The organism is Citrobacter sp. RHBSTW-00524 (genome assembly GCF_013747755.1).
Lineage (GTDB): Bacteria > Pseudomonadota > Gammaproteobacteria > Enterobacterales > Enterobacteriaceae > Citrobacter > Citrobacter braakii.
The window spans coordinates 3,333,056-3,344,545 of record NZ_CP056421.1 but is presented as its reverse complement, the minus strand read 5'-3'; the positions used below and the strand labels follow the sequence as shown (position 1 = coordinate 3,344,545).

The following is an 11,490-nucleotide window of genomic DNA, read 5'->3' as shown; positions in this document are numbered from 1 at the left end:
GGCGCTTGCGCTTACTGGGCCTGATTTTTCTGAATGCTTATCCATGCCGGCGGATCGGCTGTTCCATTTCGCTACGCTGCATTACCCGGTTCAACACTTCTGCTTCCAGCTCTGCCAGACGCACCGAACCAATCCGGCGTGGTCGCGCAATATCCACCGTTAAATCCAGTCCGATTTTTCCATCTTCAATAAGCAACACGCGATCGGCCATTGCCACCGCTTCACTGACGTCATGGGTGACCAGCAGTACGGTAAAGCCGTGCTCTTGCCATAAAGAGACAATCAGCTCCTGCATTTCAAGGCGGGTTAAGGCATCCAGCGCACCGAGGGGTTCATCCAGCAGCAGCAGACCGGGACGATGAATTAATGCCCGCGCCAGGGCCACGCGCTGTTTTTGTCCACCGGACAGGGCGGCAGGCCATTCCTGAGCACGATTCTCCAGCCCAACTGCGGCCAGCGCGTCCCGGGCCGCATCGCGCCAGTGACCTTTCAGACCCAGACCCACATTATCGATAACCGTCTTCCAGGGCAGCAGACGCGCATCCTGAAACATCATTCGCGTATCCTCCTGAATTTCTGCCAGCGGGGTGGTTCCGGCAAGTAATGCACCTGAGGTGGGAGACTCCAGCCCAGCCAGCAGACGCAGCAACGTGCTTTTTCCTCCCCCGCTGCGGCCAACCACGGCAACAAACTGTCCGGCCTGAATGTGTAAATCTAACTGATTGAGCACCGTATTGGCGGCGTATTGTTTCGTCACGGCACTTAGTAAAAGCGGCGTGCCTTGGTTTAGGCGAGCGGTATTCATACGGTAGCCTCCTTCACATGGTAAGCCGGGTTCCAGCGCAGCCAGATCCGCTCTAGCCATTGGGCGCTGACGTCGGCAAGTTTGCCGAGCAGGGCGTAGAGAATAATGGCCACCACGACCACATCGGTTTGCAGAAATTCGCGGGCGTTCATTGCCAGGTAACCAATGCCGGCATTGGCTGAAATGGTTTCCGCGACAATAAGCGTTAACCACATCAGCCCGAGAGCAAAACGCACGCCAACCATAATCGAGGGCAGGGCGCCGGGGAGGATCACATGAATGAACAGTGAAAATCCAGACAGCCCATAGCTGCGAGCCATCTCTACCAGACCGCGATCGATATTGCGGATCCCATGCCAGGTGTTGATGTAAATCGGAAAAAGCGTGCCCAGCGCGACGAGAAAGATCTTGGCAGATTCATCAATGCCGAACCACAAAATCACCAGTGGGATCAGCGCCAGATGCGGCACGTTACGCAGCATCTGCACCGAAGTATCCAGCAGGCGTTCTCCCCACCGCGAAAGACCGCTAATCAGTCCCAGCGTCAGGCCAATCGATCCGCCGATGGAGAAGCCTACCAGCGCGCGCCAGGAGCTGATCGCCAGATGCTGCCAAAGCTCGCCGCTGGCGGAAAGCGTCCAGAAGGCTTCGACAACGCCCTCCGGAGAGGGCAGGATGCGGGTGGACAACCAGCCCATTGATGATGCGAGCTGCCAGAGCGCGACCAACCCAACCGGTAAAAACCAGGGCGCGAGGCGCAGTAACCACCTGTTTTTCGGCGTTGCCATCAGCAGGCTCCTTAGCTTTGCGCGATTTTGCGTGGGATAAATTCGTTTGCCACCGCTTCACCTTGTTGATGCTGGCGCTGCGGCTGTGGAATTTCTGGTATAGCGACATCCAGATGTGGGAACAGCAGCTCGCCAACCTTGTATGCCTCTTCCAGATGTGGATACCCGGACAACACAAAACTGTCGATTCCCAGTGCGGCATACTCGTTGATACGCGCCGCGACCGTCGGACCATCTCCGACCAGCGCGGTACCCGCGCCACCGCGCACCAGTCCTACTCCTGCCCACAGGTTCGGGCTGATTTCCAGTTTGTCGCGTTTACCGTTGTGCAGTGCAGCCATTCGCTGCTGACCAACCGAATCCGCTCTTGAGAAGGCGGCCTGGGCTTTGGCAATGGTGTCGTCATCCAGATGGGCTATCAGACGATCCGCTGCCTGCCACGCCTCTTGTGTTGTCTCCCGGACGATCACATGCAGACGAATACCAAAGCGGATCTTGCGCCCGAGCGCCGCCGCTTTGGCCCGCACCTGTTCAATCTTCTCTTTCACCTGTTCAGGCGGCTCGCCCCAGGTCAGATAGAGATCAACCTGCTCGGCAGCAAGATCTTGTGCAACATCAGACGAACCGCCGAAATAAAGCGGTGGCCGGGGTTGTTGTACAGGAGGGAAAAACAGTTTCGCCCCGCGGACATGAATGTGTTTGCCGTTGAAATCCACGGTTTCACCTTGCAGCAAACGCCGCCAGACCTGAGTGAATTCAGCAGAGGCTTCATAGCGCTCGGTGTGATCAAGGAACACGCCGTCACCCGCTAGCTCTTGTGGATCGCTGCCGGTTACCAGGTTGAATAACGCCCGGCCGTTAGAGAGTCTGTCGAGCGTCGCAGCCTGGCGGGCGGCGACCGTCGGCGAGGTTACGCTTGGACGAAGCGCGACCAGAAACTTTAATCGCTGGGTGACTGGGATCATCGACGCGGCGACCAGCCAGGCATCTTCACAGGAGCGACCGGTTGGGATCAGAACGCCAGTAAATCCCAGACGATCGGCTGTTTGCGCAATTTGTTGCAAATAACCGTGATCGACCGGGCGCGAACCTTCTTCCGTCCCCAGATAATGACCGTCACCGTGGGTGGGTAAAAACCAGAACATGTTCAGACTCATAATTTTTCTCCTGCCTGCTGAGTGGGTTGCCAGATACGCTGGCGAATATCGATTTTTTTCGGCACCAGACGGTTGTCATAAAATAGATCGGCGGTTTGTTGTTGTAGGGCGGCAACAGAGGCGCTGACGGGCGTAATGGTGGTTGGCGGACGGTGATCCAGATAAGACGCAATTACCGGCTCGGGCAGGCCCATGGTTTTAGCCAGCAGAGTAATACTTTGCTGGCGTTGGCTGAGAGTTAACGCATCCGCCTGGCTAAAGGTATCCAGTACGCCAAGAACAAAAGCGCTATTTTTTTCGGCATAAGGACGTGCAGCGAGATAAAACGAACCGGTCTGCTTGAGGTCTGAGCCGTCTTTCAGCACGCGCACATCACCTTGCAGTAATGCGGCCGAATAGTAGGGATCCCAGATAGCCCACGCATCGACGTTTCCTTGCTGGAAGGCCGCTCGCGCATCGGCGGGGGTCAGATAAGTCGGTTGAATATCGGTAAATTTCAACCCTGCCTGTTGCAGCGCCCGGAGCAGTAAATTGTGGGCGCTGGAACCTTTCTGGAAGGCGACTTTATGCCCTTTGAGCTGCGCAACGCTCTGGATCGGGCTATTTTTCGGCACCAGAATCACTTCGGCTTTCGGTTTGGGTGGTTCGACGCCCACATAAACCAGATCGGCTCCGGCGGCCTGGGCGAAAATTGGCGGAATGTCACCGGTACTGCCGAGATCGATACTGCCGATATTGAGTGCTTCCAACATTTGCGGTCCAGCCGGGAACTCAATCCACGAGATTTTGGTCTGTGGGTAGCGTTTCTCCAGTAGCTGATGACTTTTTGCCAGCACCATACTGACGCTTCCTTTCTGATACCCAATGCGCAGAGCATCCGGAGCCGATTCTGCGGCATGCACCAAGGATGACAGGGACAGCAGCCCGGTAAATGCCAGCCATGAGGTGTGACGCTTGAGCAGATTAAGCATGGGCGGCACCTCGCAGGGCGTTCAGTTGCGGGAGTTGGAGATCGCGACGATGCAACGCCAGCCAGAAAGTGTCGAGCGCACTGTCCAGGCGCTGCTGCAGGTTGGGCGTAAACTGCGGTTTATGCTGATAATCGATGACCTGCGAATCATCGGCAAACACGCCGTGCAGGATCTCCTGAGCCTTTAACGCGCTCAGCACCGGTTTCAGCGCGTAATCGACGGCCAGTAAATGCGCCACGCTGCCGCCGGTCGCCAGCGGCAAAACCACTTTTCCTTCCAGCGCCCGCTCGGGGAGTAGATCGAGCAGCGTTTTCAGTGCGCCAGAGTAAGCGGCTTTGTAGACCGGCGTTGCGACAATCAGCCCGTCTGCATCCTGTAGTTGTTCGATAAATGTCTTCAGCGCCGGACTGTCAAAACGGGCATAGATCAGGTCTTCCGGGGCAAAGTTGTGCAGGTTCCAGTGAAAGACTTCGACATCCTGGCCGTTCAATTTTTCTCGGGCATATTCCAGCAACGCGCTGGAGCGAGAGGGAAAGCGTGGGCTTCCCGCCAGAGTGATGACGCGCATAATTTTATTCTCCCCTTATAACCAATTGTTTGCTTTTGATTAACATTGATAACAATTTGTGCAGTCTGGCAGAGAGACTTTGTTTATCGAAATGATTTATACGGGATAGAAAAGTTGAAAAATGAATAAAAAGGAGGAAGCAGGAAAACGATTGCTATTTATTGCCGCAGGTCAATTCCCTTTTTGCTCGCGATCGCACATAATACGCCCCCGGTTTGCACACCGGGAATCCAGGAGAGTTCATGTACTACCCCTTCGTTCGTAAAGCCCTTTTCCAGCTCGATCCAGAGCGCGCTCATGAATTGACATTCCAGCAATTACGTCGCATTACCGGCACGCCGCTCGAAGCGCTTGTCCGCCAGAAAGTACCCGCAAAACCGGTTACCTGTATGGGGCTGACGTTTAAAAATCCACTCGGGCTTGCTGCCGGACTGGATAAAGACGGGGAGTGCATTGATGCGCTCGGCGCGATGGGATTTGGTTCCATTGAGATTGGTACCGTGACGCCGCGTCCTCAGCCGGGTAATGATAAACCACGTCTGTTTCGTCTGGTCGATGCAGAAGGTTTGATCAACCGCATGGGGTTTAATAACCTGGGGGTTGATAACCTGGTTGAGAACGTCAAAAAATCGCATTTTGACGGTATTCTGGGGATTAATATTGGTAAGAATAAAGATACTCCGGTAGAGAACGGCAAAGATGACTATCTGATTTGTATGGAAAAAGTCTATGCTTATGCTGGTTATATCGCGATTAATATCTCTTCACCGAATACGCCGGGATTACGTACGCTGCAATATGGTGAGGCGCTGGATGATCTTCTGACGGCAATTAAAAATAAGCAAAATGATCTGCAAGCGATCCACCATAAATATGTTCCAGTGGCGGTTAAGATCGCCCCGGATCTTTCTGTGGAAGAACTGATCCAGGTTGCTGATAGTTTAGTTCGTCATAATATTGATGGCGTAATTGCGACTAACACCACTCTCGATCGTTCTCTCGTTCAGGGAATGAAAAATTGCGATCAAATGGGCGGCCTCAGCGGTCGACCGTTACAATTAAAAAGTACAGAAATTATTCGCCAGTTGTCTCAGGAATTAAAAGGTCAGCTGCCGATTATTGGGGTTGGTGGCATCGACTCAGTAATCGCCGCGCGTGAGAAAATAGCTGCTGGTGCTTCCCTGGTACAGATTTATTCGGGCTTTATTTTTAAAGGCCCACCGTTGATTAAAGAAATCGTCACCAATATCTGAATGCTACCTTAATCACAATCCAGGGCTTTATTTCTGGCCCTGGTTGTTTTATATTCCTTTACTGTTGCTTATTTAAACATTCTGAGCTTTTATTATTAAGGCAATAAACGAAGCGGCAAAAGGATACTGTCGTAATGGTGATGATTAAGGAAAGGAGAGAAACTGATGCGAATTAAACCCGACGATAACTGGCGCTGGTATTATGATGAAGAGCACGATCGTATGATGCTCGATTTAGCCAATGGCATGTTATTCCGTTCGCGTTTTGCTCGTAAAATGCTCACTCCGGATGCATTTTCTCCGTCGGGTTTTTGTGTTGATGACGCCGCGCTTTATTTTTCCTTTGAAGAAAAATGTCGCTACCTGGATTTAGCCAAAGAGCAAAAGGCGGAACTGGTGCTTAATGCGCTGGTGGCGATTCGTTACCTTAAACCGCAAATGCCAAAAAGCTGGCACTTTGTCGCACACGGTATTAACTGGTCGCCAGTCGTGGGGGATGCTGCTTGTGTGGATTTAAGCGATACGGATGAACAGGTAAACCTGTTAGTGGTTGAACCGGGTGAAAATGCCGCGCTTTGTCTGCTTGCACAACCTGGTGTGGTTATTGCCGGGCGCACAATGCAGCTTGGCGACGCGATTAAAATAATGAATGACAGACTGAAACCGCAGGTTATTGCCGACAGTTTCAGCCTTGAGCAGGCGGTTTAACTCTCCAGCCTGATTGTCGTTTTGGGAACGCAACTGCAGCACAGAATCGTCCCGTCATCCCCAATCGCTGATTTTTTCAGCGGACTAACTTCGCCTTCCAACAGTCGAATTCGACAGCATCCGCAAATTCCTGCCCGGCATGAATAGGGCACCCTGATACCCTGGTTTTCCAGTTGTTCAAGCAATACCTGCTGATTATTTCCGCGAAAGGTCTGTCCCTGCCAGTCAATAAGTACCGTGGCATCGGGTTGTTGTTCCAGTGCGGTATCGTCTGGCTCCGCCGCACCGTAAGCTCTGGCGGGAACGGTTGCCAAAATCTCTACCTCATCGCCGACGCGAATAACGCCACTGTTGCGTGCGATAAGATTCTGGCCGAAATCAACGTCGCCGTTATCCACCGCTGTCCGGAAGGTTTGCAGCGTGGCGAGCGGCTCGCCAGACGGATGTTTCTGGCCTTTTTCTGGGCTAACGGTAGTGAAAATGCAGCGGCTACAGGGTTTTGCCACATCAAAAATGACGTCGCCAATGCGAATCACTTTCCAGGTGTCTTCTGCCCAGGCGTCAGCCCCCGAAACCACCAGATTGGGGCGAAACTGTTCCATTTTGACGCCTGCCGGACAGCGCTGTTGCACATCGCGCAGAGATGCTTCGTTGGCCAGCAGGTAGGGATAACCATCGGCAAAGGACAAAGGAACATCAGCGTGGCGCTTCACCCGGCGTGTCAGTTGCGGACCCACCCAGCGCAACTGCACGTCACGGGAGAAAAAGCCGCTCAGCCACAGGTTGATAGCCGCTGGTGCAATACGCGCGGTAAAATGGTTTCCCCACACTTCTGTCGGCGCATCCTGGGTGGCGAAGTCTGCGAATCGCACGAGCGCGCTGCTGCCGTCTGGAGCCGTGAGATGAAGTCCATCGTGGAAAGGGGAAGGGGTAAAGCGGACCATTTGCGGGAACTGTCGGGCGGTAATGAACGTCCCGTCGGGTTCGGTAATCATAAATATACGATCCAGGGCGAGACCGCTCACGTCTGCCAGGGCGTGCGTGAGTCCAATTCCACGCATTGATTTAACCGGATGAATAAAAAGTCGGGTCAACGTTACCACTGCACAGCCCCTTGAACGAAAATAAGCCTTCAACTTTATGACATACAGCCCATATTAGCTATAATGCGCAGCAATTTTCTAGGAGTAAAAGTGACATTATGAATTCTCTGTTTGCCAGTACGGCCCGTGGGCTGGAAGAGCTGTTAAAAACTGAACTGGAAAACCTCGGCGCGCTGGAGTGTCAGGTCGTTCAGGGTGGGGTCCATTTTAAGGGCGACACGCGGCTTGTTTACCAGAGCCTGATGTGGAGCCGCCTGGCCTCGCGCATTATCCTGCCGATGGGAGAGTGCAAGGTCTACAGCGATCTTGATCTGTACCTCGGCGTTCAGGCAATCGACTGGACAGAGATATTTAATCCTGGTGCTACGTTTGCCGTCCATTTTAGCGGCCTGAACGAGACCATTCGTAACAGCCAGTACGGCGCGTTGAAGGTCAAGGATGCGATTGTCGATGCCTTTACCCGCAAAAATCTGCCGCGTCCGAATGTGGATCGTGAATCTCCGGATCTGCGAATCAATGTCTGGTTGAACAAAGATACCGCCAGCATTGCGCTCGATCTGAGCGGTGACGGTTTGCATCAGCGCGGTTATCGCGATCGCGCGGGTCAGGCGCCGATTAAAGAGACGCTGGCCGCCGCTATTGTTATGCGTTCTGGCTGGCAGCCGGGCACACCGTTACTCGATCCGATGTGCGGCTCCGGCACGCTGCTGATTGAAGCGGCGATGTGGGCAACCGATCGCGCGCCGGGCCTGCATCGCGGGTACTGGGGCTTTAGCGGTTGGGCACAGCACGATGAAGCCGTCTGGCAAGAGGTTAAAGCCGAAGCTCAGGTGCGTGCGCGTAAGGGGCTTGCTGACTATACTTCGCACTTCTATGGCTCCGACAGCGATGCGCGCGTGATTGAAAAAGCGCGTAGTAACGCCCGCCGCGCAGGTATTGCCGATCTGATGACATTTGACGTTAAAGATGTCGCCAAACTGAGTAATCCACTGCCGAAGGGACCGTATGGTACGGTGATCAGTAACCCGCCCTACGGCGAACGTCTGGATAGCGAACCGGCGCTGATTGCCCTGCATAGCTTGCTGGGCCGTACGATGAAAAACCAGTTTGGCGGCTGGAATTTGTCGCTGTTCAGCGCCTCTCCGGATTTGCTCAGCAGCCTGCAATTACGTGCTGACAAGCAGTTCAAAGCGAAAAACGGTCCGCTGGATTGCGTACAGAAAAACTATCACGTTGCAGAGACCACTGCGGACAGCAAGCCAGCCACGGTCGCGGAAGATTATGCCAATCGCCTGCGCAAGAATATCAAGAAGCTGGAAAAATGGGCTCGTCAGGAAGGAATTGAATGCTATCGCCTGTATGATGCTGACCTGCCGGAATACAACGTTGCAGTGGACCGTTACGGTGAGTGGGTCGTGGTTCAGGAATACGCTCCGCCGAAGACGGTCGATGCGCAAAAAGCACGTCAACGCTTGTTCGATATCATTGCCGCAACGCTGTCGGTCCTTGAAATCGCGCCAAATAAACTGGTGCTTAAAACCCGTGAGCGGCAGAAAGGGAAGAACCAGTATCAGAAGATGAATGAGAAGGGTGAATTCATTGAGGTAAGCGAGTACAACGCGCGCCTGTGGGTCAACCTGACAGACTATCTTGATACCGGTTTGTTCCTCGATCACCGTATTGCGCGCCGCATGCTGGGCCAGATGAGTAAAGGTAAGGATTTCCTTAACCTGTTCTCCTACACCGGTAGTGCCAGCGTTCATGCCGGGCTGGGCGGTGCGCGTAGCACCACGACGGTTGATATGTCGCGTACCTACCTGGAGTGGGCTGAGCGTAACCTGCGCCTGAACGGCCTGAGTGGTCGCGCTCACCGTTTAATTCAGGCTGATTGCCTGGGCTGGCTGCGCGATGCCAATGAACAGTTTGATCTGATTTTCATCGATCCGCCGACGTTCTCTAACTCAAAACGTATGGAAGACTCTTTTGATGTACAGCGCGATCATCTGGCGCTGATGAAAGATCTGAAACGTCTGCTGCGTAAAGACGGCACGATCATGTTCTCCAACAACAAGCGTGGGTTCCGTATGGATCTCGACGGTCTGGCTGAACTGGGATTAAAAGCACAAGAAATCACCCAAAAAACGCTTTCCCAGGACTTTGCCCGTAACCGTCAGATCCACAATTGCTGGCTGATTACCGCAGCCTGAAAGGATAAATAAATGTCATTGATCAGTATGCATGGTGCATGGCTGTCGTTCAGCGATGCGCCGCTTCTTGATAATGCAGAACTGCATATCGAAGATAACGAACGCGTCTGTCTGGTTGGCCGTAATGGCGCAGGTAAGTCGACGCTGATGAAGATCCTCAACCGTGAACAGGGTCTTGACGACGGGCGTATTATTTATGAGCAGGACCTGGTTGTGGCGCGTCTGCAGCAGGATCCGCCGCGTAATGTTGAGGGCAGCGTCTATGACTTCGTTGCTGAAGGTATTGAGGAACAGGCTGAATATCTGAAGCGTTATCACGATATTTCGCGCCTGGTGATGACCGATCCCAGCGACAGAAACCTGAATGAAATGGCGCGGGTTCAGGAAATGCTCGATCACCATAATCTGTGGCAGCTCGAAAGCCGCATTAATGAAGTGCTGGCGCAACTGGGACTGGATCCTAACGCCGCGCTTTCTTCGCTTTCGGGCGGCTGGCTGCGTAAGGCGGCGCTGGGCCGCGCGTTAGTGAGCAACCCGCGCGTACTGCTGCTGGATGAACCAACTAACCACCTGGATATTGAAACTATCGACTGGCTGGAAGGGTTCCTGAAATCCTTCAATGGGACAATTATTTTCATTTCCCACGACCGTTCATTTATTCGCAATATGGCGACGCGTATTGTCGATCTCGACCGCGGCAAGCTGGTGACCTATCCGGGGAACTACGATCAGTATCTGCTGGATAAAGAAGAAGCGCTGCGGGTGGAAGATCTCCAAAACGCGGAATTTGATCGCAAGCTGGCTCAGGAAGAAGTCTGGATCCGTCAGGGCATCAAAGCGCGTCGTACCCGTAATGAAGGCCGCGTGCGGGCACTGAAAGCCATGCGTCGCGAGCGTGGCGAACGTCGCGAAGTGATGGGCACGGCGAAGATGCAGGTCGAAGAGGCGAGCCGTTCTGGCAAGATTGTCTTCGAAATGGAGAATGTTGATTACCAGGTTGATGGAAAGCAACTGGTAAAAGATTTCTCCGCGCAGGTGCAACGTAGCGACAAGATTGCGCTAATTGGACCTAACGGCTGCGGTAAAACAACGCTGCTGAAGCTGATGTTAGGTCAGCTTCAGGCTGACAGCGGACGCATTCACGTCGGCACGAAGCTGGAAGTGGCGTATTTCGATCAGCACCGCGCCGAACTGGATCCGGATAAAACCGTGATGGACAACCTTGCTGAGGGTAAGCAAGAGGTGCTGGTTAACGGTAAACCTCGCCATGTGCTGGGCTATCTCCAGGATTTCCTGTTCCATCCGAAACGGGCGATGACGCCAGTACGTGCGCTCTCTGGTGGGGAACGCAATCGCCTACTGCTGGCGCGTCTTTTTCTCAAACCCAGTAATCTTTTGATTCTCGATGAACCAACGAACGATCTGGACGTCGAAACGCTGGAACTGCTTGAAGAGCTGATTGATAGCTACCAGGGCACCGTGCTGTTGGTGAGCCACGACCGTCAGTTTGTGGATAATACCGTAACCGAATGCTGGATCTTCGAAGGCGGCGGTAAGATTGGTCGTTATGTCGGCGGTTATCATGATGCGCGCAGCCAGCAATCGCAGTATGTGGCGTTTAAACAGCCAGTTGCGAAAAAAACAGAGGAAACCGTTGCTCCTAAAGCAGAAATTGTCAAACGCAGCACGAGCAAACTAAGCTATAAACTGCAGCGCGAACTGGAGCTGCTCCCCGCGCTGCTTGAAGAACTGGAAGCTAAACTGGAAGCATTACAAGCTCAGGTAGCTGACGCCGCTTTTTTCAGTCAGCCGCATGAGCAAACGCAACAGGTATTAGCTAATCTGAACGAAGCTGAACAAGAACTTGAGCAAGCCTTTGAGCGCTGGGAGTATCTTGAGTCTTTGAAGAACGGCGCATAATTTAAAGGAG

10 protein-coding genes are annotated in these 11,490 nt (G+C 53.4%); 4 read left to right on the top strand and 6 right to left on the bottom strand.

Annotated elements, in window-relative coordinates; translation table 11 throughout:
* Positions 1–37 precede the first annotated feature (37 nt).
* From ssuB to ssuE, 5 genes are read right to left on the bottom strand one after another with little or no spacing between them, the layout of a single operon-like run.
* The gene (ssuB, locus tag HV229_RS16290) at positions 38–805 is read right to left on the bottom strand and encodes an aliphatic sulfonates ABC transporter ATP-binding protein (protein ID WP_049042117.1); all 768 of its coding nucleotides are present in this window, start codon (positions 803–805) and stop codon (positions 38–40) included.
* A complete protein-coding gene (gene ssuC, locus HV229_RS16285) occupies positions 802–1,593 on the bottom strand; it encodes an aliphatic sulfonate ABC transporter permease SsuC (RefSeq protein WP_016156130.1) in 792 nt (263 codons plus the stop codon). The genes ssuB and ssuC overlap by 4 nt, the downstream gene beginning before the upstream one ends.
* A gap of 11 nt (positions 1,594–1,604) precedes the next feature.
* On the bottom strand, positions 1,605–2,750 hold the full coding sequence (gene ssuD / locus HV229_RS16280; RefSeq protein WP_047414147.1) for an FMNH2-dependent alkanesulfonate monooxygenase: 1,146 nt from the start codon (positions 2,748–2,750) through the stop codon (positions 1,605–1,607).
* The gene (locus HV229_RS16275; protein ID WP_080858510.1) at positions 2,747–3,721 is read right to left on the bottom strand and encodes a sulfonate ABC transporter substrate-binding protein; all 975 of its coding nucleotides are present in this window, start codon (positions 3,719–3,721) and stop codon (positions 2,747–2,749) included. Before HV229_RS16275 ends, ssuD begins: the two co-directional genes overlap by 4 nt.
* Entirely contained in the window at positions 3,714–4,289 is a 576-nt protein-coding gene (ssuE, locus tag HV229_RS16270) for an NADPH-dependent FMN reductase (RefSeq protein WP_016152471.1), read from the bottom strand. Before ssuE ends, HV229_RS16275 begins: the two co-directional genes overlap by 8 nt.
* A 242-nt stretch (positions 4,290–4,531) precedes the next feature.
* Here ssuE and pyrD point away from each other — a divergent pair, with 242 nt between their 5' ends.
* Both pyrD and zapC read left to right on the top strand, forming a co-directional pair.
* A complete protein-coding gene (pyrD, locus tag HV229_RS16265; RefSeq protein WP_016152472.1) occupies positions 4,532–5,542 on the top strand; it encodes a quinone-dependent dihydroorotate dehydrogenase in 1,011 nt (336 codons plus the stop codon).
* 165 nt (positions 5,543–5,707) lie between these two features.
* Positions 5,708–6,250, top strand: coding sequence for a cell division protein ZapC (zapC, locus tag HV229_RS16260; protein WP_016152473.1), 543 nt, complete (start codon positions 5,708–5,710; stop codon positions 6,248–6,250).
* Here the strand turns inward: zapC and HV229_RS16255 are convergent.
* Positions 6,247–7,353: a YcbX family protein gene (locus tag HV229_RS16255; RefSeq protein ID WP_181545912.1), complete on the bottom strand. Its 1,107-nt coding sequence runs from the start codon at positions 7,351–7,353 to the stop codon at positions 6,247–6,249. The two genes, zapC and HV229_RS16255, sit on opposite strands and share 4 nt — an antisense overlap.
* Positions 7,354–7,451: 98 nt before the next feature.
* Between HV229_RS16255 and rlmKL the strand changes: the two genes are divergently transcribed.
* A complete protein-coding gene (rlmKL, locus tag HV229_RS16250) occupies positions 7,452–9,560 on the top strand; it encodes a bifunctional 23S rRNA (guanine(2069)-N(7))-methyltransferase RlmK/23S rRNA (guanine(2445)-N(2))-methyltransferase RlmL (protein WP_016152475.1) in 2,109 nt (702 codons plus the stop codon).
* 12 nt (positions 9,561–9,572) lie between these two features.
* A complete protein-coding gene (locus tag HV229_RS16245) occupies positions 9,573–11,480 on the top strand; it encodes an ABC transporter ATP-binding protein (RefSeq protein WP_016152476.1) in 1,908 nt (635 codons plus the stop codon).
* Positions 11,481–11,490: the final 10 nt, after the last annotated feature.

What these genes read in the sequence shown, in the direction of transcription:
- ssuB (WP_049042117.1), bottom strand. Translation starts at nt 805, where the DNA reads ATGAATACCGCTCGCCTAAACCAAGGCACGCCGCTTTTACTAAGTGCC.
- ssuC (WP_016156130.1), bottom strand. Translation starts at nt 1,593, where the DNA reads ATGGCAACGCCGAAAAACAGGTGGTTACTGCGCCTCGCGCCCTGGTTT.
- ssuD (WP_047414147.1), bottom strand. Translation starts at nt 2,750, where the DNA reads ATGAGTCTGAACATGTTCTGGTTTTTACCCACCCACGGTGACGGTCAT.
- HV229_RS16275 (WP_080858510.1), bottom strand. Translation starts at nt 3,721, where the DNA reads ATGCTTAATCTGCTCAAGCGTCACACCTCATGGCTGGCATTTACCGGG.
- ssuE (WP_016152471.1), bottom strand. Translation starts at nt 4,289, where the DNA reads ATGCGCGTCATCACTCTGGCGGGAAGCCCACGCTTTCCCTCTCGCTCC.
- pyrD (WP_016152472.1), top strand. Translation starts at nt 4,532, where the DNA reads ATGTACTACCCCTTCGTTCGTAAAGCCCTTTTCCAGCTCGATCCAGAG.
- zapC (WP_016152473.1), top strand. Translation starts at nt 5,708, where the DNA reads ATGCGAATTAAACCCGACGATAACTGGCGCTGGTATTATGATGAAGAG.
- rlmKL (WP_016152475.1), top strand. Translation starts at nt 7,452, where the DNA reads ATGAATTCTCTGTTTGCCAGTACGGCCCGTGGGCTGGAAGAGCTGTTA.
- HV229_RS16245 (WP_016152476.1), top strand. Translation starts at nt 9,573, where the DNA reads ATGTCATTGATCAGTATGCATGGTGCATGGCTGTCGTTCAGCGATGCG.